At 40.5% G+C, this 20,645-nt stretch carries 17 protein-coding genes, 1 tRNA gene and 1 pseudogene; 17 read left to right on the top strand and 2 right to left on the bottom strand.

The features are described 5' to 3' along the window. The first annotated feature begins 74 nt into the window (after positions 1 to 74). A complete protein-coding gene (locus HXT51_RS02685) occupies positions 75 to 797 on the top strand; it encodes a Crp/Fnr family transcriptional regulator (RefSeq protein ID WP_180978614.1) in 723 nt (240 codons plus the stop codon). A gap of 23 nt (positions 798 to 820) precedes the next feature. Here HXT51_RS02685 and HXT51_RS02680 read toward each other — a convergent pair. Continuing rightward, a tRNA-Val gene (locus HXT51_RS02680) sits at positions 821 to 894 on the bottom strand. Between the two features lie 137 nt (positions 895 to 1,031). Beyond that, a complete protein-coding gene (locus HXT51_RS02675; RefSeq protein WP_421776721.1) occupies positions 1,032 to 2,003 on the bottom strand; it encodes a PDZ domain-containing protein in 972 nt (323 codons plus the stop codon). A gap of 96 nt (positions 2,004 to 2,099) precedes the next feature. Here HXT51_RS02675 and HXT51_RS02670 point away from each other — a divergent pair, with 96 nt between their 5' ends. The 16 genes and pseudogenes from HXT51_RS02670 (at position 2,100) to HXT51_RS02595 (ending at position 20,512) form a co-directional block, all read left to right on the top strand. After that, positions 2,100 to 3,617, top strand: coding sequence for a DivIVA domain-containing protein (locus HXT51_RS02670; protein WP_421776720.1), 1,518 nt, complete (start codon positions 2,100 to 2,102; stop codon positions 3,615 to 3,617). Between the two features lie 141 nt (positions 3,618 to 3,758). Further along, the gene (gene recO, locus HXT51_RS02665) at positions 3,759 to 4,484 is read left to right on the top strand and encodes a DNA repair protein RecO (RefSeq protein ID WP_421776719.1); all 726 of its coding nucleotides are present in this window, start codon (positions 3,759 to 3,761) and stop codon (positions 4,482 to 4,484) included. A 395-nt stretch (positions 4,485 to 4,879) separates the two neighbouring features. Continuing rightward, positions 4,880 to 5,671 carry an isoprenyl transferase gene (locus HXT51_RS02660; protein ID WP_415692528.1) on the top strand — a complete coding sequence of 264 codons (792 nt, stop codon included), beginning with the start codon at positions 4,880 to 4,882 and terminating at the stop codon, positions 5,669 to 5,671. A 134-nt stretch (positions 5,672 to 5,805) separates the two neighbouring features. After that, complete coding sequence (locus tag HXT51_RS02655; RefSeq protein WP_421776718.1) at positions 5,806 to 6,999, top strand: prephenate dehydrogenase; 1,194 nt, start codon at positions 5,806 to 5,808, stop codon at positions 6,997 to 6,999. Between the two features lie 16 nt (positions 7,000 to 7,015). Then, positions 7,016 to 7,321 (top strand): DUF6725 family protein, encoded by a 306-nt coding sequence (locus HXT51_RS02650; RefSeq protein ID WP_421776717.1) that lies wholly within the window; start codon positions 7,016 to 7,018, stop codon positions 7,319 to 7,321. A gap of 113 nt (positions 7,322 to 7,434) precedes the next feature. Beyond that, positions 7,435 to 8,517, top strand: a complete 1,083-nt coding sequence (locus HXT51_RS02645; RefSeq protein ID WP_421776716.1) for a tyrosine recombinase XerC — start codon at positions 7,435 to 7,437, stop codon at positions 8,515 to 8,517. A gap of 443 nt (positions 8,518 to 8,960) precedes the next feature. Beyond that, complete coding sequence (locus HXT51_RS02640) at positions 8,961 to 10,592, top strand: peptide ABC transporter substrate-binding protein (protein ID WP_103084931.1); 1,632 nt, start codon at positions 8,961 to 8,963, stop codon at positions 10,590 to 10,592. A gap of 279 nt (positions 10,593 to 10,871) precedes the next feature. After that, positions 10,872 to 11,798, top strand: coding sequence for an ABC transporter permease (locus HXT51_RS02635; RefSeq protein ID WP_421776715.1), 927 nt, complete (start codon positions 10,872 to 10,874; stop codon positions 11,796 to 11,798). A 13-nt stretch (positions 11,799 to 11,811) separates the two neighbouring features. Continuing rightward, positions 11,812 to 12,804, top strand: a complete 993-nt coding sequence (locus HXT51_RS02630) for an ABC transporter permease (RefSeq protein WP_421776714.1) — start codon at positions 11,812 to 11,814, stop codon at positions 12,802 to 12,804. 25 nt (positions 12,805 to 12,829) lie between these two features. Continuing rightward, positions 12,830 to 14,854 (top strand): dipeptide ABC transporter ATP-binding protein, encoded by a 2,025-nt coding sequence (locus HXT51_RS02625; protein WP_421776713.1) that lies wholly within the window; start codon positions 12,830 to 12,832, stop codon positions 14,852 to 14,854. 157 nt (positions 14,855 to 15,011) lie between these two features. Beyond that, positions 15,012 to 15,878, top strand: a complete 867-nt coding sequence (locus HXT51_RS02620) for an exodeoxyribonuclease III (protein ID WP_103084935.1) — start codon at positions 15,012 to 15,014, stop codon at positions 15,876 to 15,878. A gap of 193 nt (positions 15,879 to 16,071) precedes the next feature. After that, entirely contained in the window at positions 16,072 to 17,019 is a 948-nt protein-coding gene (locus tag HXT51_RS02615) for a DUF3710 domain-containing protein (protein WP_103084936.1), read from the top strand. A 169-nt stretch (positions 17,020 to 17,188) separates the two neighbouring features. Next, positions 17,189 to 17,974 (top strand): annotated as a pseudogene (locus HXT51_RS02610) (DUF3159 domain-containing protein); the annotation flags it as partial. A gap of 103 nt (positions 17,975 to 18,077) precedes the next feature. Beyond that, positions 18,078 to 19,496 (top strand): class I SAM-dependent RNA methyltransferase, encoded by a 1,419-nt coding sequence (locus HXT51_RS02605; protein ID WP_421776712.1) that lies wholly within the window; start codon positions 18,078 to 18,080, stop codon positions 19,494 to 19,496. Positions 19,497 to 19,967: 471 nt separating this feature from the next. Beyond that, positions 19,968 to 20,231, top strand: coding sequence for a type II toxin-antitoxin system RelE/ParE family toxin (locus HXT51_RS02600; RefSeq protein WP_103014080.1), 264 nt, complete (start codon positions 19,968 to 19,970; stop codon positions 20,229 to 20,231). Beyond that, positions 20,225 to 20,512: an addiction module antidote protein gene (locus tag HXT51_RS02595; protein ID WP_004109873.1), complete on the top strand. Its 288-nt coding sequence runs from the start codon at positions 20,225 to 20,227 to the stop codon at positions 20,510 to 20,512. Before HXT51_RS02600 ends, HXT51_RS02595 begins: the two co-directional genes overlap by 7 nt. The last annotated feature ends 133 nt before the right edge of the window (positions 20,513 to 20,645 follow it).

Here is a 20,645-nt window from a genome sequence, read left to right as displayed (position 1 = left end):
TAGTCCAATGATTAGGGGACCCAATGGTTAGGTAGCCCAATGGTGGTAGCTGCTTAAAAGTTAGGAGGGTGATTGTGGCATTTGATAGCACGGATCTTAATATCGCGTCGGAAGATTTGCCTTTGTCTCATACCACTTTGTTTAAGCATGTTCCTTTGGATGAAGCTCGTGAGTTGTTCGAAAATTTGAGGCAATCTATTTATGAAAAAGGCGAAGTGATTTTTAGCGAGGGAGATAAAGATCACAGAATGTACTTGCTTGAGCGAGGTCGTGTTAAGCTAGTCAGACATTCTCGCGATAGTCGTGTCCAGTTATTGAGCATTCATACTAATGGCGAAATTATTGGTGAAATCCCGGTTTTTGATCCTGCTGGAGGTCCTAGAACTGCCTCAGCTATTGCTTTAGTGGATAATACGCGCGTATTGTGGGTGGAACACGATGTGCTTTTTGATTGGCTTGGCAAGCATCCTAAGGTTGCTGTGAGTATGTTGCAGGTTTTGGCAGCAAGACTTCGCGCTAATAATGAGCATATTTCAGATTTAGTTTTTATGGATGTTCCTGCACGTTTAGCTAAAACTATACTAAATTTGGCTTCTCGCTTTGGAAAGCCTGTTCGTGAAGGCTTGTTAGTTCCTTACGATTTAACTCAAGAAGAATTAGCTCAATTAGTTGGATCATCTCGTGAAACTGTTAATAAAGCATTGATGGATTTTGTTAACAGAGGATGGATTAAACGCAAAGGCAGGTCAATCATAATTTATGAGCCTGGAATGTTGATTCGTCGAGCTGAACGTTAGAGAAATTCAATGAAAGCGGAAAGTGGGCGATGAGGGACTCGAACCCCCGACATCCACCGTGTAAAGGTGGCGCTCTAGCCAGCTGAGCTAATCGCCCGCTTGAAATAAGATACATGAGGGTATGTACTAGAGTCAAGCTGGTGTCGAAATATTTTTATTTCGTGTTTTGTTTTTAGTTTTATTTTTAGCTATATTTTTTGTTTTTAGCTATATTTCGGTTTCTATTTTTATTTATTACCTAATTTTTGAGCTGCAGGATGGAAGATTTTTCACATTTTTCCCAGATCTTATAGCTTCGAGAGCTTTCCACGCATCATCAAGTGTTGCTACTTTCACAACTTTTAATCCAGAGGGGATATGTCCTTCAACTTCGTCGCAATTAGATTCTGGAGCCAAGAACCAAGTCGCACCGTCTCGTTTTGCTCCCAACATTTTTAATTGGATTCCGCCTATTGCTCCAACATTTCCTTTTTCGTCAATTGTTCCAGTTCCAGCAATTGTTTTTCCGCCTGTTATGTCGTATTTGTTTATTTTATTTAGTATTCCGAGACTGTATATCATTCCTGCTGAAGGTCCGCCAATGTCTTCAATATGTAAGGATATTTTCTTATTAGTAGTTGAAAGTCCTAGTTTTTTCGCCTCGATTTTTGCAGCTTTTATTGCGGAATCTTGAGATGAAGTCATTTCTTCATTTGATTCTTTTTCATATTGATCTTCTGTTTGACCGATTGGGACTATTGCTTCTCTAGGATCAAGTGTTCGTTCTGGATTCAGCCATGCTTTTATTGCGTTGAAAGTTGTTGTTTCGTATCCAGGCACTCCTGAAGTTCCAACTGTTACAAGTAATAATTTTCCAGTTTTTTTGGAATCTTTGATATAGGAATTTTTGATATCAGACTTTTGGGAATCTGATTTTTTGGAATCTTTGATTTCTGACTTTTTTGTTTCTGAATTTTCTATATCTATAATTTTTAATCCATTAATATCGCTTAAAACGTCTTGAGTTGGGCCAGGTTCTTCAATAACGTACGCGCTAGGAAGCATAAGAGCGAGTATTGCGACTGCTACAGCAATTATTCCAGCAAAATATCTAATTGAATGTTGAAAAATATATTGCGAAATTGATGTAATGCATGATTTAGCAATTATTATGCTTTTTTGCGTTGCGCGTTTAAAAATATTTGCGAAAGATGGAAATTGAGCCATGAATACAATAATAGCCGACTGTGTGTTGTGGCGCGCGTCGAAACAATCGCGTAAAGTATAGCAGATAGGATTATTTACGCAGGAGGTCAATCGTCGATGGCTCAGAAACCCAACACCGCTCGTAAGGTTTCAGGTATGGAACGAGTTGGAAAGCGTAAGTTTGGTTATAACGTATCTCAAGTTAATGAATTTCTTGAGCGTGCTCACAAATTGTACGTGAGCGACAATATGGACTTGACTCAGAAAGATATTCAAGAAGTATCTTTTGATTTAGAACGAGATGGTTATGTTATTTCGCAAGTAGACGCAACTTTATCTCGCTTGGAAAATGCAGTAGTCGATAAAGCTACAGAATACGATATTATGCATCGCGGCAGAGTCGTATGGAAAGCTGAGATTGAAGATATTTATAGGACTTTGCTTAAGCATGCTAAGCGCGCAGAGCGTCAACGTTTTGCCCCAGGCGAACCAAAGCATCCTTCTTATGATCGCATTCAGGTAGATGAATTAGTTAATCAAATCTTAGATAAGATTGCTATTTCATTAGGTCATCGTGCTTCGTGGGATACTGACGAGGATATTCTTAAAGAAATCACAGATGATTTTGTTTCAGATGTTGTTTTCACTCAGCGTGTTGGCAAGCGTGGATATGATGAGCGTCAGGTTGACTATTATTTGAATTCTTGCATTAGAGTATTAAGCAAGATTGAATCATATGAGCGTATTTCTAAAGATTTTGATATTAGCGCTTCTGATTTGCGTAGTGATTCTGGTTCCTACAGCGCGTCTGATTCCTACAGCGCGTCTGATTCTGAAGAAAAACCGCAGTCTTCGTTTGATTTATCTTCTTTAGTAAAGAAAAATAATTCTTCTGATTTAGATTCTTTAAATTCTGATTTAGATTCTGATTTAAATAAAGCTAATTCAAATAATTCAGATTTACCATCGTTCGCCGCTACTCAAAGTGCTGAAAGTAAGGAAAGTAACGAAAGTGACGAAAGTAAGGGTCATGCTGAGCCTACTATTCTCGGTACTTCTGCGCTTTTTGGTGATTCTGAATCCGACTTGTCTAAAGAAAATAATTCTGGTTCAGATTTGTTGAGCAGTTTTGCGCGTTCTTCCAGTGCTTCTGAATCTGCTTCTCCTGAAAAGCAAAGTATTTTTGCTCCAGTCAAACATGATGATGACGATTCTTCTGATACTGGTGATGACATGATTCAGAGCGCAACCGTGTTGTCTAATCTTCATAAAGCGTCTGCTCCGTTGCCTCCAGCATTCCCTCCAGCTCCTAAGAGGAGTTCAGTTTCGCATAATATTGATGAGAAAACTGTTAATAGAAATTCAGATTCTGCTGCAGCTTTGCCTCCTGAGTTTCCTACAAGTTTCACTGCTGGTTCTGCTTTAGGTGCTGTTTCTGCTTCTAAGGCGGATGCTTCTAAGGATGCGTCTTCTGCTTCTGATGGATTGCCTGATATTCCTGTTAGGAATTCCTTTGATTTTAACCAAAGTCAAAGTCTGAATTTAGATATTCCTGACTTGTCGTTCCCGATAATGAATAAGCTTGGATCATTTGACGATTCTTCTGATGATTCTGATTCAGATAGCGAGAACTGATAGGATTAAAGAATTCATATAGATTGGTATAGATTCATATAGTTTCCTAATAGTAATTGAAAGCGTTATTTAAGATAAAGCGTACTTAAGATAAAAAGTATTACTTAAGATAAAGCGTTACTTAAGAAGTAAGCAGAAAATATGCCATTATATAATGATGAAGCTGTAGTTCTTCGCACTTTTCCTCTTGGTGAGGCAGATCGTATTGTGGTTATGCTTACGCGCAATCATGGGAAAGTTAGAGCTGTTGCCAAAGGAGTTCGCCGCTTAAAATCGCGTTTTGGTGGAAGACTTGAGCCTTTTATGCGAGTAAATATGCTGATTGCTAAAGGTAAGTCTCTTGATGTGATTTCTCAAGCTGTTTCTTTATCTACTTACGCGGCGTCGATTTGCGCTAATTACGATTCTTATAAATACGCAAATTTAATGGTTGAAGTTATTGACTATATTGTTAATGATTCTTATCAAGATACGTCTTCGCAATATTCTTTGCTTATAGCTGCCTTGTCTGCGCTTTCTAGAGGCGTGCATTCTCCTGAAGAAATAGGATTGTCATATGTAATGCGTGCATTATGTATTGCAGGTTGGTCGCCTCGTATTACTTCTTGCGCAGTTTGCGGAACGAATGAAAATCTTAAGTATTTTAGCCCAGCTTTAGGCGGTATTACGTGCGTGGCTGATTGTTCTGCTGAATCTTTGCGCTGTAGCGATGAGTCTCGTTGTAAAATTCGTGCTCTAATTCAAGGTGACTGGAATAATCTTGACGGCAGTGTTTTAGACGACGAAGTTGTTAATTGTGTGAAATGTTGGTGTGAATATTATCTCGAGCGTCCTATTCGTTCTATGAATTTTTCAGATAGTTTTTAGCGAAAATAGTAAGTAATAAGTAGTGTTTTCGCATGTTAAAAGTTTTGTATGGCATAAATTTACGTATTTTTGTGTGAATTAATTTATGCTTTGCTTACGTATAATATCTGACAGGTTCGTTAAACAATTTATGTCGGCTATCGCGTAGTCAGTTGTGCTGGCTTATTGTGCTGGCTGATTGTTTATGTGTGATAGTTGATAGCAATATTTTAACTGTAAGTGTTAGGTTTGGAGGTTTGCTGTGAGTGATGTAAATAATGGTATTGGTGATTGTCAGAGCAAAATTTAGGTGAATAATAGTTTCGATGATAATATTGCGTACATCTTTTAATAATGCTTATAATGCATTGTTTCTAGTGTGTAGTTAGTTCTATGGAGTTGTTGAATTAATAATTATGGCTTTTGAAAATGTTGATTACGCTTCTCTGGAGATTCCTGCTGCTCCTTTTAGTGACACTTCTCGCATACCTGTTTTCCCTAAAAACAGTGTGCCACGTCATATTGGCGTTATTATGGATGGTAATGGTCGCTGGGCACAAGAGCGAGGAATGGTTCGCACAGAAGGTCATAGAGCTGCAGAGCCTGTTGTATTCGATATTATTGCCGGAGCTATAGAAGCTGGGGTTAGATATTTAAGCTTGTATACGTTTTCTACTGAAAACTGGAAGCGTTCTCCGCAAGAAGTCCATTTTCTTATGGGATTTTCGCGAGATATTATTCGTAGGCGCGTTAAACAAATGAATGATTGGGGCGTTAGAGTTCGTTGGTCGGGTAGGCGCCCACGATTGTGGAAGTCTGTAATAGACGAATTAGAATCAGCTCAAGAATATACGAAGAATAATTCCACTATCGACGTAGTGTTTTGCATTAATTATGGCGGTAGAGCAGAAATTGCAGATGCTTGTTCAGCAATTCTTAAAGAAGTACGCGAAGGCAAAATAAAAGGTGATCGAGTTACAGAAAAGATGATTGCTGATCACTTGTATAATCCGGATGTTCCTGATTGTGATTTAATGATTCGCACATCTGGCGAGCAGCGCACGAGTAACTTCTTGCCTTGGGAAGCATCTTATGCAGAGCTTGATTTTGTGCCTGAATTATTCCCAGATTTTAATCGTGAAGCATTGTGGCGTTCTATTGACCGTTATGCGCATCGCGATAGAAGATTCGGTGGAGTCGCAAATTAATGTGATTTGTTGATTTGCTAATTTGCTGATTCTTTGAGTTGTTGAGTTGCTAAGTTATTTGTGGATTGATTAATTTGTTAATTGATTAATTGATTGTCTTGTTGTTTTGTTGATTTGTTGGACTGAGAGTCGATATGTTAAATGCTTATAGCACAAAATTTACAGTAGGAATTGTGGGATTAGGGCTTATTGGCGGATCTTTAGCAAAAAGATTGGTTAAACAAAATTGCACTGTTTACGCTTATAACAGACATACTGACATATATAGTCAAGCGCGAGAAGCTGGAATTATATGCGTAGATAGTGTTAAAGATCTAGCGTTAAAAAAACCTAATGTATTAATTTTATGTAATTCGCTAGCGTCTATGCCAAGTGTTTTAAAACAATTAGAAAACAATATTGACCAATCTGTTACAACTCTAAGCGACGTTGGCAGCGTAAAAGATATAGTTCGAAATCAAGTTAAAGCTGCAAATCTTGGAGAATGTTACGTCGGCGCGCATCCAATGGCCGGAAGTGAGTTCACTGGATGGAAATCTTCTTATGCTGAGTTGCTTGATAACGCTTTGTGGGCATTAACTGTTGATTCAAACACAAAGCTATGGCGTGTAGCAAACGTTTTACATATGATAACGAATGTTTGCAAAAATAGAGCAATAGTAATTAATGACGATATTCACGACAAGTCTGCAGCGCTGATTTCCCACATGCCTCATGTTGTATCTACTGCGCTCGCGAACGTATTGTGTGATAATCAATACCGCAATATTGCAATTCAACTTTCTGCTGGATCTTGGAGAGATATGACGCGCGTATCTTTAACGGATCCTAATCGCACGCGTGCAATGGTAAGTGAAGATAGACATAATGTTGCAATATTATTGCGCTCGCTTATTAAAGAGTTAGATAAAGCTGCAACTATGTTAGAGGATTCTGCTGAGGATGCTGATAGTGCTGAAAAAGAATTCTTTGCGAAAGCTCAGCCGTGGCGAGAATATAAGTATGCTGTTAGGAATAAAGAATCTTCTGGGGCTTTGTCTGATTCTGGGGCTTTGGTTGATTCCGGGACTTTGGCTGATTCTGGGGATTCTGGGGATTCAGGTAGTTTGTCGCCTTTGAAAAATAGCGAGTGTGATTCGCTTGAGTGTGATTCTGTATCAAATTGGCGTGAAAAACTTTTAGATTCGGCGAAAAATGGCGAAGAAATCATTGGGATTTCATCTAATTTAGATTATGAAAATGTCGATTTTTCTTCTGACAATGAATATTCTTATGATCTACGCTTGAAGAAAAATAATATTATGATGAAATTCATGGGCAGAATCTAAGGTGGAAGCTACATCTATGAGTGTTCCTACTAGGCGTTTTCCTATTGCTGAAGTGCCCATTCCGAATAAGATTCCTGCAGGATCTCGCATTGTGGTAAGAACTTGTAAAGTCAAAAAAACTTCAGAGAATACTAATTATGGCAAATTTGAATATTTTGATGTTATTGGGCATGTAATTGACTTTGATGGAATTACGCTTCATATAATGCGCGATCCGGCTGCGAATGGTTCCAGGGGTGCTCAGGAAATGTATATAAATGTGTCTGATATAGTTCGTTGGAAACCGATTCCTGAAAGACGTTTTCAAAAACCAATTAAGTAGTATATTCTTACATTAATAATCGATTGAACAATAGTTGAGTAAGTTGTTGAATAATAAGTTGAGTAATTGGTTGAATAAGTCGAAAATAGTAGAGTTAATCAACGGTGAGAACTATGGAAAATAATCAGCGTTTCTGCACGTTTGTTGACGATTATTGTGCGTATATTTCTAACAATAAAGGTTTAAGCGCGAATACTGTTAAGTCATATTGTGTAGATATAGAACAGTTTCTTGAATGGTGTGAAAGTCATGGATTTAATGACTTAAATAAAATCGTTACAGATGACTTGAGATTATGGATGGCTTATGAGTCGTCAAAGGTTGCGCGTTCTAGTTTAGCTAGGAAAGTAGTTGCTATTCGTGGATTTTTTGATTGGTGCGTGCATGAAAATCATATAAAATCTAATCCTTCAGAAATACTTGCAACTCCAAAAATCGCCAATGTTCTGCCAACTGTATTAGACGAGTTGCAGGCAGAAAAGCTAATGAATAGTGTTGATGAACAGGCGAGTAAATCTTATAAAAATATAAGCGAATATTATTCTAAAAATAATTCTGCTGATTCTGCTGATTCTGCTGATTCTGCTGATTATGCTGATGGCGCGAGGGATATTGCTTGTGATGATGCTTGTGGTGGCTCTTGTGATGATGCTAGCGATAATGCATCTTCTTATTCGCCTAAAAAAGTGGCAATTGATTTGCGAAATGCAGCAATATTAGAGCTTTTATATGCAACTGGAATTCGTGTAGGAGAGCTTACTGGATTAAATTTTAAGGATATTAATTTTGAATCTCATACTATGAAAGTTACTGGTAAAGGCAATAAGCAGCGCGTTGTTCCTTTTGGGATTCCTGCTTATAAAGCATTATTGGCTTGGATTTCTAAGGATGGTCGGGCAATTTTATTGCAAAATCCTGCTGAAATTGCGCTATTCGTTGGATCTCGTGGTAAGCGAATTGATCAACGTTTAGTAAGGCAGATTGTGCATGATGCGGCTGCTCGCGCGAATGTGCCAGATATTTCTCCTCATGCTTTGCGTCACAGTGCTGCAACTCATATGCTTAACGGCGGAGCTGATTTGCGAGAAGTGCAGGAAATGCTAGGACATTCTTCGCTTACAACTACTCAAAGATATACTCATGTTTCTATTGAGGCTTTGAAACAGCGATATTCGCAAGCTTTTCCTCGTGCATAGATTATTTTTAGCTTTTGTAGTGACTTCCAAATTTGTTTGGAATCATTTTAGATCATAAAAAACTTCTGAATTAACATGTTTTTTACACTATCAAATTATTAATTTACATTTTTGTAATATGTTAATTCGTGTAAGAAGCCGCAAAAAACTATAGATAATAGCGGAATATTTTCTTTTCTTATTCGAAAATAATATTTTGTTCGTCGATAATTTTGTAGTAAACCGAAAATTTTATATTTTCTGCATGTACTTGCATTGTTCGTAAAAACACGTACCATTTAATTTTAATCAACGAAGAGGCCCCTTATTGGCTTTGCAATTTATCCATCTGGCAATAAATACTAGGTGGATTTTTTGTTAACGCTTGTAACTCGACTTTTCGTTTATTAATAAAATTTGGGTTTTGTCCCAAAAATTGCCTACCACACGTTAGGAGAATAAATATGAAGAATAAGGCTTTGGCTTTTGCCGCTGCAGCCTGCTCGCTGGCCATGTTACTTGGTGGCTGCGGCTCCTCTGATTCGAAGACTGCACAGACAAACGGTGGTAAGGTTATTATTACCGTTTCTAATTCTGAGCCACAGAACGAATTAGTGCCTGGCAACATTAACGAAAATGCTGGCGCACGTCCTGCCATGTTAGTCAATTCCACATTGGTCACTTTTGATGAAAAGGGCAATGCAGTAAACGAAGATGCTGAAAGCATTACTCCAAATAATGATGCTACTCAGTACACTGTGAAATTGAAGGAAGGCAAGAAGTTCAGCGATGGTACTCCTATTACCGCTGAAAGCTTCACCAAAGCCTGGAGCTTCGTTGCAAATGCTAAGAACGCTCAGAAGTGCGCTTCATTCTTCCAAACCATTAAGGGTTATGATGACTTGCAAAAGGGCGACACCAAGGGTGACGAACAGCTTTCCGGTTTAAAGGTTGTTGATAAGAACACCTTCACCGTTGATTTGAAGCAGTCAGATTCAGTGTTCCCAATTAAGGTTGGTTACTTGGCGTTCGCTCCACTTCCAGAATCCTTCTACAAGGATCCAAAGGCTTATGGCGAAAAGCCAGTTTCTTCTGGTCCATACTTGTTCAAGTCTTGGGACCACAACAAGCAGATTGAAGTTGTGAAGAACCCAGATTACGATGGCCCACGTAAGGCTCAGAATGATGGTGTTACCTTCAAGGTTTACACTGATGGAACCGCAGCATATCGCGATGTTCAGGCTGGTAACCTCGATATGACTGATAACATTCCAGATACCCAAACTAGGACTTTTGAGAAGGATACTACTGTTAAGGCTTACAACCGTCCTGGCTCTGTAATCCAGCAGTTCACAATTCCTTCCAGCCTTCCACACTTCGATGTTAAGACTGAAGAAGGCCGCTTGCGTCGTCAGGCACTTTCTATGGCTATCGATCGTGCTCTTATCGTAAAGAAGATCCTCAGCTCTACCGCTTCTCCAGCAAACGAGTTCACTTCTCCTTTGACTCCAGGTTATAAGCCTGATCTTAAGGGTCACGAGAACGTAGAATTCAATGCAAAGAAAGCTAAGGAACTTTGGGCTAAGGCCGATAAGATTTCCAAGTACAACGATACTCTTACATTCTCTTACAATGCTGATGGCAATGCTAAGTCTGTGTTCGATGCTGTTGTGAATGCCCTTAAGAATAATCTTGGAATCAAGGCTGAAACTACTCCAATTCCAACCTTCCAGGAATTCCGTAACGCATGCTCTAAGCGTCAGATTAAGGGCGCATGGCGTGCAGGCTGGATGCCAGATTACCCAAGCCCAGAAAATTACTTGACTCAGGAATTTGCATCTGTTGCTGCTGATGGAAATGGTTCAAACGAAGGCGATTATAAGAATCCAAAGTTTGATGAATTGCTTACCAAGGCTGCATCTGCTAAGCCAGAAGAAGCTACCAAGCTTTATCAGCAAGCAAACGAAATCCTTCTTGCGGATCTTCCATCAATCCCATTGTTCTACTCGAACGCTAAGGCTGTGATGGTTCCTTCATTGCAAGGATTCGTAATGGATTGGCAGAATATGCCACTCTACTACCAGCTTCATAAGTAAAAATCTAAGATAAAAATTAAAGATAAAAATCAAACATCTTAGAAAAAAATAAATCATAATTTAATAGCATGTAGAACGTGCGGCTGTCCCGGATCTCGAATTGAAATATTGAAATATTGAAATATTGAAATTGATTCGAATATTCGGGACAGCAATTTGCGTTTTGTATGTTCTAGTATGGGGTACAAGCAGATTAGTGAAGTTGGGCGTAGTAGTCTGCAAAAGTTTATTAAAAATTTTAATTAAGGTTTTAATTAAAAAATAAGTAAGGAGAAACCAATGGGTAAATACATTCTGCGACGCATTTTGCAGATGATTCCTGTTATTCTCGGCACAACTCTACTGGTTTACGCTTTAGTGTTTGCTTTGCCAGGAGACCCGGTAAAAGCAATGTTCGGCGAAAAACCAGTTAATCCTGCTGTTGCTGCGCATATACGCGCTGAGTATAACTTGGATAAACCATTTATTATTCAATATTTAATATTCTTAAAGAATGCTCTTACCCTTGATTTCGGTCATACTTTTTCGGGTCAGCCTGTAATTGACGAAATTGGTCGTGCATTCCCAGTTACGATCAAGCTCGCTATTATGGCATTCGCTTTCGAAACATTATTCGGTATTACTTTCGGAATTATCTCCGGTTTGAAAAAAGGAAAGTGGTACGATAGCGTAATTCTTGTTGTCTCGCTTCTTCTTATTTCTGTTCCAACCTTTGTTACAGGTTATGTTTCGCAATACTTATTCGGTGTTAAATGGCGCATATTACCAGTTACAGCTAGTAACAATCCTGGATTCTTAGATTTGCTTCTTCCAGCAATGGTTCTTGGATCTGTTTCAATGGCATATATTATTCGACTTACAAGGTCTGAAATCTCTTCGAATATATCCTTAGATTATGTGCGTACTGCTCGCGCTAAAGGCTTAAAAGAAAGTGTTGTTGTTATTAGACACATTCTTCGTAATTCCTTAATCCCTGTTGTTACATTCCTCGGTCAGGATTTGGGCGCTCTTATGGGCGGCGCAATGATTTCTGAAAGAATCTTTAACATTCAAGGTGTTGGATTGCTTACATTCAATGGCATTTTTAAGGGTGAAGGCAATCTTGTTGTTTCTATAGTTACACTTCTTATGCTTATTTTTGTTGTGAGCAATTTGCTAGTTGATATATTGTACGCGGCTCTTGATCCGCGAATTCGTTACGAGTAGTGGAGCATTAATTATGGAAAATAATTTAGAAAAAAATTTGGCTGTAAATGCTTCTGTAAAATACGAAACATTGCCTGGACAAGAGCATTACGTTGCTCCTCTTAGTGAAACTCCTTTGAAAGAAGTTGATTCCGTAGATGAATCTGCTCCTGCTACAAGTATGTGGGCTGATGCTTGGCGCACATTGCGTAGAAATCCTTTGTTTATAATTTCTTCAATTGTTATTGCAATTATTTTCGTTATTGCGCTTTTCCCAAGCGCTTTCACTAAAGCTGATCCTAATAAGTGTTTAACGGAACTTGCTTTGGATCCTGCATCTGGCTCCAGTATATTTGGATTTAATTCGCAAGGCTGTGATACATACGCACGAGTTATATACGGAACTCGCACTTCTGTAAGTGTTGGCTTGTTAGCAACAATCTTAGTTGTAATAGTCGGCTCATTAATTGGCGCATTAGCTGGTTTCTTTGGCGGATGGATTGATGCAGTTCTTAGCCGTATCACCGATATCTTCTTAGCTTTGCCAATGCTTCTCGGAGCTATTGTAATTTTGCAAATGTTCCGTACTTCTAAGTCAATCTGGAAAATAGTACTTGTAATGGTACTTTTTGGTTGGGTTGGTGTAGCTCGAATTGCAAGAAGTGCCGTTATGGAGTCAAAGAATCTTGAGTTTAATACTGCTTCTACGGCTTTAGGTTCAACTCCAATGCGTAATCTTTTCCGTCATATTATTCCAAATTCTCTAGCTCCAATCATTGTTGTTGGTACAACTTCGCTTGGCTCTTACATTGTTTTGGAAGCAACTTTAAGCTTCTTAGGAATAGGTTTGCCAACAACAACAGTTAGCTGGGGCGGAGATATTTCTGATGCTGCTCATGACGCTCTTAGTACAAATCCAGAAGTTTTGTTGTATCCATCTGCAGCACTTGCTATTACAGTACTCGCTTTCATTATGATGGGTGACGCTGTTAAGGATGCATTGGATCCAAAGAGCCGCAAGGCGTGAAATCATCGTGAAGGAATAGAAACTCATGAATACTACACGTAAAGATGTAAACATTCGCGCCATGCAATTAGAGCAAGGCCCTTTGTTGGAAGTTAAAAATCTTCAAGTTGATTTCACAACAGATTCCAAAAAAGCTGTTCACGCCGTTCAAGATGTAAGCTTCTGTGTTTATCCAGGGCAGTGGGTTGCAATCGTGGGCGAATCTGGTTCAGGAAAGTCAACTTCTGCAATGGCTGTTCTTGGTTTGCTTCCTGGGACAGGTCACGTTACTGGTGGATCTATAAAGCTTAAGGGCAAAGAAATAAGCAATCTAAAGCCAAAAGAATATGCAGCTTTGCGCGGTAATGCTATGGGCTTAGTGCCGCAAGATCCTATGAGCAACTTGAACCCTGTGTGGCGTATTGGTACACAAGTTAAAGAAGCATTAATTGCAAATGGAGTTGATGTTAATCACGAGAAGCGTTCCTCATTAGCTGAGGCACTTGCTGGTGACGCAGTTCAAGTCAAAAACAATGATGACGAAACATTCCTCGGTTCTAAAGAGCTTCCTGAACTTATGAAAGTTGCTGCAGGAGCTTTGAAGGAAGTTGGACTTGAAGGTCGTAGCAATCCTGCAAAGTTCAGAGAAGCCATGGAATACTACAAAAAAGAGTGGGTTCCTGGTTCTGAAACTCGCTGGCGTGTGGCTGACGATTTAATCAAGTATGGCGTGAATGACGATAAAGCTTGGGAAATTGCCAAAAAGTATGTTGTTGGCGCAACTATTGAAGATCGTATTGCAGGTTTGCTTGATGAGGCTGGTTTGCCAGATGCAGCAACTCGTGCGCGTCAGTTCCCACACGAGTTTTCTGGCGGTATGCGTCAGCGTGCTTTGATTTCTATTGGTTTGGCTTGCCGCCCAGATTTGCTTATTGCAGATGAGCCAACTTCCGCTTTGGATGTTACTGTTCAAAAGCGTATTCTTGACCACTTGCATACGCTTACAGATTCGCTCGGTACTTCTGTACTGTTTATTACTCACGACTTAGGCTTGGCTGCAGCTCGCGCGCAGCACGTTGTGGTTATGTATAAGGGTCGCGTTGTTGAATCTGGTCCATCTTTGGAAGTTTTGCAGCATCCTCAGCATCCTTATACAAAGCGACTTGTTGCCGCAGCTCCATCTTTGGCATCTCAACGCATTATTTCTGTTAAAGAACGCGGCGGTAATGTCGATAACTTGCTTGAGCATCACGTGGTAGGTGAGCAAACTCTTGAAAAGAGTGAGCATATTATTACTGTGAATAACTTAACTCGTGAGTTTAGGCTTCCGCGTAATAAGGTACTGTTCAAAGCTGTGAATAATGTTTCATTCTCCGTTAAGCGCGGAACAACTTTGGCAATTGTGGGTGAGTCTGGTTCCGGTAAATCTACTGTTGCAAATATGGTTTTGCGTTTGCTTAAGCCGACAAGTGGAACAGTGACTTACGAGGGCAAGGATATTGCTAACTTGAAGGGTGCGGATTTGCTTAATTTCCGCCGTCACGTACAGCCAGTATTCCAGAATCCTTATGGTTCTCTTGACCCAATGTATTCTATTTATCGCTCTATTGAAGAGCCTTTGAGAATTCATAAGATTGGCGATAAGAAGAGTAGACAGAATCGAGTTCGCGAGCTTTTAGATATGGTTCAAATGCCTGCTTCTGTTATGACTCGCTTCCCGAATGAGCTTTCAGGCGGTCAGCGTCAGCGTATTGCAATTGCGCGAGCTATGGCTTTGAATCCTGACGTAATTGTTTGCGATGAAGCTGTATCCGCTTTGGATGTGCTTGTGCAGGATCAGGTTTTGCGTTTGCTTAACGACTTGCAAGCCGAGCGTGGTTTGAGCTATTTGTTCATTACTCACGATTTGGCTGTGGTTCGTCAGATTGCAGACGAAGTTGTTGTTATGCAGCACGGAAGACTTGTTGAACATGCAACTACAGACGAAGTGTTTGATCATCCGCGAATGGCATACACTCGTGATTTGCTCGATGCAATTCCAGGTAGAAACTTGGAGCTTGGCTTGGACTAGTTGCAAGTTGTTTTATGAGCCTTAAAACTAGCGTCTTATAAACTATAAATTTAAAATAAATTTAAATTTAAAATGAAGGTGTAGGAGTCAAAACTTCTGCACCTTTATTTTTGTGTAATGGTGCTGTTTGTGTTGTGCGCATATTAGAGTTGATTACATGATTACAATTACGACTTCGAATTTAAATGGTATTCGTGCAGCTGAGCGCAAAGGTATGCTTGACTGGTCTGATGCGCATACTCCAGACGTGTGGTGTATGCAAGAAGTGCGCGCTCCGCAGGATGCAATCGACCCAATTATGACAAAAATTGAAATGGGATATCGCGCGTCTGAAAATATCGCAAATCCTATAGAAAACGATAATTTTACCTATACAAATGAAGTTTGCCGTGTAAAAGGTCGAGCTGGAGTAGCTTTAGTTACGTCTCTTCCTGTAGTTGAAAAACGCTACGGTTTGCCTGGATTAAGCGAGGATGTTGATTCTGGGCGATGGGTTGAAACTGACGTGCGTACCCCTGAAGGGTATGAAATCACTATTGCCTCTGTGTATGTTCATGCTGGGAATGTGGACGATCCGCAAAAAATGCAACAAAAATTCCGATTCTTAGACACAATGCTTATACGTTTGGGGGAGCTTCGAGACTCTGCGGCAAGTGGCGGAAATCAGGCGATTTTGTGCGGCGATTTTAATATTGCTCATACGCCGTTAGATATTAAAAATGCTAAGGCTAATGAAAATAGCGCAGGATTCTTACCAGAGGAACGCGCGTATATCGATCGCTGGATTAACGAGTACGAGTTTGTTGACGTTATGCGCATGCTTGCAGGAGATATTCAAGGACCGTACACTTGGTGGAGTCAGCGCGGTAAAGCCTTCGATAATAACGTTGGCTGGAGATTAGACTACCAGTTCGCAACTCCTGAAATTGCGGAAAGCGCTCGCGGATTTGTAATCGATCGTGCTGAAAGCTATGATGCGCGATGGTCTGATCACGCTCCGTTAAGTATAAAGTATGACGTGTGATGCGTTAAGTGTGAATCGTAAGAATTAATCTGCATAATGTGAAATAACTAAGTAATCGCATGCGTATATGTATGTAGCGTTTGCTCAAATTTTTCAGTGCTTTGCTTGTGATATTCTAGTGAAGTTAAGCAATTTACAATAATCAATAGTGTATTGCTTATTGTTGAGTTGTAATTATAAGAAACGAGGAATAATGGGCTGGTTTGGTTTTAAGCGCGGATCTCATGTTGCTAGCGCAAAGTCCACTAAGGAAGTGGCGGAATCGCGTAAAGAACAGCAAGATTTAAATCCTGAAGAAGATAATTTTAATAAAATCAACGATTATTTAGATTCTTTAAAAAATTCTGATAATTCAACGAATGAAAATAATGGTTTGAATGAAATTAATCATGGTCCTTGGGATATAAGCGACGAAAACGTGCCAGACTATAGCAATTACTTAGATTTAGGTGCTTTCTATCTTCCATTCCTTCAAGGTATTTCATTGCGATTAAAAAAGCACAGTGAAACAAATCAAGTAATTGGCGCAATAGCTACATACGGATCTTCAAGCGTAGAAATAGAAGCATTTGCTGCACCTAAATCTACTGGAATTTGGGATGAAGTTCGTAAAGAACTATTGGAAAATAATAATGAAATCACTGAAACTGACGGTGTTTTTGGTAAAGAATTGCTTTTGCCTGTACAGATTGAAGGAAAAACAATACAAACCAGATTTGTTGGCGTGGATGGTGTTCGTTGGATGATTCGCGGAGTATTTTCTGGAACGGCAGCAGACGCATCAATGAAAGATAGCGATGAAACAGTAGCTCTTAATAAATGGTTCGCTTCAATTGTTGTAGATAGAGGTGAAGAACCAATGGCTCCGCGTGATTTTATTCCTATGCATGAGCCGACAATTGCTAAAAATAGTGATGAAAATGAAGATGCTTCAGGAGTTTCTGAGGCAAATGCTGGAGCAGAAAGCTCTAAGACGGATGCGTCTGCGGATTCGTCTGCGGATTCGAATTCTGCGGATTCGAATGAAGATAATTCTGCGGAGTCTGCTCTTAAGCGTGACAATAGGCCGTTGGGTTATGATCAGCAAGTAGAAGTAAAAACAACTCTCACTCGCGGACCGATGTTCTCTGAAGTTCGATAGTGAAATCTGTGAAAGCTGGTAGTGAAAACTGTGAAAGCTGGCAGTGAAAGCCGATAGTGAAATCTGTGAAAGCTGGCAGTAAGCCCATATAGTAAGTCCATTTAGTTAAGACATTTAGTTAAACCATATAGTTAAAACCATATAGTAAAAGGCAGCAAAGGATTTCGTCTTGGAAAATAGTGCGCGTAGCAAAAAACGCTCAGGTCTTGCCTCACTTGCATCTATCGGTTCCGATGGAAGCAACTTTTCTGTAATTGATTCCATAGGTGGTATTCGAGGAATAATCGAATCCATGCTGCCGGGCTTGCTGTTTGTTATTTGCTTTGTTGTAACAAACAATTTGCAGACAACTGTTATTGCATCCGCTGCTCTTGCTGTTTTGCAAGTTGTGATTCGTCTTATTCAGAAGCAGTCGCTTATGGGAGTAATTAGCGGACTTGTTTCCATTGCAATATGCCTTATTTGGGTTTGGACGAGTCATAAAGCTGGCGACTATTACATGTTGGGATTTATTACCAATGCCGTTTACAGTGTTTTTCTTGCCATATCGCTAATCGTGCGAGTGCCTGCTTTAGGGCTTGTGATTGAGTCTATTCGTAAAATGCCTACTGAAAACTTTGGTGCGTGGCTTCACGAATGGCTTGATTATAAGCCGCTTAAGCGAGCGTATATGTATGTAACAGGATTGTGGATTGCTGTTTTTGTGCTGAGGCTCGTTTTGCAAGTTCCGCTGTATTTGGTGAATAACGTTGCGTGGCTTGGTACAGTTCGATTGCTTATGGGTTTGCCGTTCTGGGCGCTCGCGATTTGGGTTTCTTACTTGATTATTGCAACGCCGTTTATGCGTCTTCATCATAAAAATCACGAAGAAAAACAGGTTGGTGAGAAGCAGGACGAAGGTAAGCAGGTTAACGAGAAGCAGAATGAAGAAAATTCTAGCGAAGAAAAACAGAGCGAAGAAAAACAGGTTGAAGAAAATCAAAACGAAGTAAATTCTAGCGAAGAAAAACAGATTAACGAAAAGCAAAGTGAAGAAAAGCAGAACTAAGGGGTAGTACATGCAAGTGACGATGCGAATCGAGAGATATGCGGATCAAGGAAGATGCGTAGGTCATCTTGACGGGCGCGTTGTATTCGTGCGATTTGCGCTGCCTGGTGAGCTGGTTGTTGTGCGCATGGATGAGCCGATGCGTGCAAAAGCGCACTTTTTCACCGGTGAAGTTGTAGAAGTTTTGGAGCCTAGTGCGGATCGCGTGGAGCCGCAATGGAAACTCGCTGGTCCTTTGGCTCAGGGTGGCGGAGTTGGCGGCGCGGATTTAATTCACGTTTCTTTGCCTGGGCAGATTCGTTGGAAGGCGTCCGTGATTGCAAATCAATTCCAGCGTTTAGCGCATATGGATGTTGAAGAAGGCGATGTTAACGTTGAGCGCATGCCGGGGGATGAGGAGCTTAACGGATTTAATTGGCGCACGCGCATGGAGCTGGTGGCGGATGATGAAGGCCGATTGTCTATGCGTAAGCGCGAGTCGCATGATCGCATTGCGATTGATACTATGCCACTTGCATCCCGCGCTGTTTTAGCAGTTGCGGATTCTTTGGATTTGTGGAATCGAGAATTTGAGCCAAATTCGCAAATTCGTCTTGCTGTTCCAGAGCCTAGGGTTGAGGGTTTGGATTTTGGTGTTTCGGGTGACAAGACTGCGCTTCTTGATGCGATTGGCGAAAATTATGCGCTTATAGTAAATGATGAGCTGATTGCAGGCTCGGCTTTGTTGCGAGAGCGCGTGCGAGTTGCGGTTGATGGTGATTCATCGCGTATGCGTACTTTTGATTATGATGTTGACGCGCGCGGTTTTTGGCAGATTCATCGCGCAGCTCCAGAGCATTTGGTGGGCTACGTTTTGGGATTAGTCCGTTCTGCGCTTGGTGGGCGTAGTAAGAATACGGTTTTGTGGGATTTGTATTCTGGATCTGGTTTGTTTACGATTCCGCTTTCGACTTTGGCTAATGTTGGCGGAGATTTATCTAGTTCTGCTGGCGCTTTTGGTGCTGCTGAACCAGCTCGCGTGCTTAGCATTGAGGGTGCGCCGATTGCTGTAAAGAATGCAAGGCGAAATATTGGGCGCGCGGGTCTTAGCAGGGATGTTGTTGAAGCGCTTGAAGGTGATGTTGCGCAAACGCTTGAATCGCAGGTGTTTAAGGCGAGTAAGTCGTCTAAGATTGTGCGACGCTTTGCGCATCCTGATGTTGTTGTGTTAGATCCTCCGCGCGCTGGTGCTAAAGCTCAAGTTTGTAAGCAGATTGCGAAGTCTGGAGCAAGAAGCGTTGTGTATGTTGCTTGCGATCCGACTAGTCTTGCTCGCGATGTTGGCACGTTTAAGGAGCTTGGCTACAGCGTTCAGTCTTTGCGCGCGTTCGACATATATCCCAACACTCATCACGTCGAGAGTGTTGTATTGATGTCAAAGGCTGATTAGGTGGGTGCAAGTTTGCCCTTGTGTAGCAGGGGTTAGCGAGGGCTATCGTTAAAAGGTTTAATGCGAAGCGGCTTTAAGCTGGGTTCTCGCGGTTTTTGAGTGTGTTTTGGCTGTATGAGGGAACATGTCTACGTTCTAGGGTCGAGTGCACAAGATGGATAACGTTAAAAAGTGCACCCACCTTGCACCCAGCTGGTGAAGTGGGGATATACAGTATTACAAGCATAATATAGTAAGAAATAATATGATGTTCTAAATCAAAGTTTCAGAGTACAGAGCAATAGTTTCAGAGTTCAAAAGCAAAGCTTCATTGTATACAACACGTAATGAAGCTAGATTTCAAATTATCATGTGAAGAATCATGGAAGATATTATCTGAAATCATAAAATCATCACCTTCAAACCTTGTATATTTTAAAACCCGCGCGACTAATCAGCTAAATCCGCTAATTTAGGAGACTTAGTAGGCTCATGGTCTTGCAATCTAAAGCTCGAATTAATGCGAGGCTGAGATTATGTGAAATTGCAGGTAAGCCAGTAGGTGATTTACATCCAGTTTGCAATGGTATTAGTGAACTGCGTTTCGCTTTTGGACCAGGATATCGTGTGTATTTTGCACAAAAAGGCTCAAAGTTAATGCTATTACTTGCTGGTGGGGATAAAAGTAGTCAAAGTAAAGATATTAAGCAAGCGAAGATACTTCTTGCACAGTTAATTGAGGAGAAGAAATGGTAAATATAAGTAAATGGGATGCGAGTGAGTATCTTGAGGACGATGATGATGTTATTGCATATCTCAATGCTGCAGCAGAACTTAACGATCCTCGCTTGTTGCAAGCTGCTATAGGTGATATTGCAAAAGCTCGAGGAATGAAAGAGATTGCTCAAAAAGCTGAGGTTGGTAGGGAAAGCCTTTATAAAAGCCTAAGACGAGATGGCAATCCTAGCTTTCAAACTATTGCGAAGGTTGTTCAAGCGTTAGGTGGACGCATTGCAATAGAACCAGCAAATGCGTGACACACACAGTTATCGTGGCAAAAATCGCAAATCTAGCAAAATCTGCCACGATAACGTGCGTCCTGTTTACAGCGTCATGCAACAATTACAATGACTGAATTGTAAGGCGTAAGACTAGAATTACATACATTTT

Origin of the sequence: Gardnerella sp. KA00255 (assembly GCF_049244095.1) — a bacterium.
In the GTDB taxonomy this organism is placed as follows: Bacteria; Actinomycetota; Actinomycetes; order Actinomycetales; family Bifidobacteriaceae; genus Bifidobacterium; species Bifidobacterium vaginale_F.
This window is presented reverse-complemented; position numbering and strand designations above follow the sequence as displayed.

Coding starts and splice junctions, on each gene's coding strand:
- HXT51_RS02640 (WP_103084931.1), top strand. CDS start 8,961: ATGAAGAATAAGGCTTTGGCTTTTGCCGCTGCAGCCTGCTCGCTGGCC.
- HXT51_RS02660 (WP_415692528.1), top strand. CDS start 4,880: ATGGCTTTTGAAAATGTTGATTACGCTTCTCTGGAGATTCCTGCTGCT.
- HXT51_RS02650 (WP_421776717.1), top strand. CDS start 7,016: ATGAGTGTTCCTACTAGGCGTTTTCCTATTGCTGAAGTGCCCATTCCG.
- HXT51_RS02600 (WP_103014080.1), top strand. CDS start 19,968: ATGGTCTTGCAATCTAAAGCTCGAATTAATGCGAGGCTGAGATTATGT.
- HXT51_RS02625 (WP_421776713.1), top strand. CDS start 12,830: ATGAATACTACACGTAAAGATGTAAACATTCGCGCCATGCAATTAGAG.
- HXT51_RS02675 (WP_421776721.1), bottom strand. CDS start 2,003: ATGGCTCAATTTCCATCTTTCGCAAATATTTTTAAACGCGCAACGCAA.
- HXT51_RS02655 (WP_421776718.1), top strand. CDS start 5,806: ATGTTAAATGCTTATAGCACAAAATTTACAGTAGGAATTGTGGGATTA.
- recO (WP_421776719.1), top strand. CDS start 3,759: ATGCCATTATATAATGATGAAGCTGTAGTTCTTCGCACTTTTCCTCTT.
- HXT51_RS02620 (WP_103084935.1), top strand. CDS start 15,012: ATGATTACAATTACGACTTCGAATTTAAATGGTATTCGTGCAGCTGAG.
- HXT51_RS02595 (WP_004109873.1), top strand. CDS start 20,225: ATGGTAAATATAAGTAAATGGGATGCGAGTGAGTATCTTGAGGACGAT.
- HXT51_RS02630 (WP_421776714.1), top strand. CDS start 11,812: ATGGAAAATAATTTAGAAAAAAATTTGGCTGTAAATGCTTCTGTAAAA.
- HXT51_RS02605 (WP_421776712.1), top strand. CDS start 18,078: ATGCAAGTGACGATGCGAATCGAGAGATATGCGGATCAAGGAAGATGC.
- HXT51_RS02615 (WP_103084936.1), top strand. CDS start 16,072: ATGGGCTGGTTTGGTTTTAAGCGCGGATCTCATGTTGCTAGCGCAAAG.
- HXT51_RS02670 (WP_421776720.1), top strand. CDS start 2,100: ATGGCTCAGAAACCCAACACCGCTCGTAAGGTTTCAGGTATGGAACGA.
- HXT51_RS02635 (WP_421776715.1), top strand. CDS start 10,872: ATGGGTAAATACATTCTGCGACGCATTTTGCAGATGATTCCTGTTATT.
- HXT51_RS02645 (WP_421776716.1), top strand. CDS start 7,435: ATGGAAAATAATCAGCGTTTCTGCACGTTTGTTGACGATTATTGTGCG.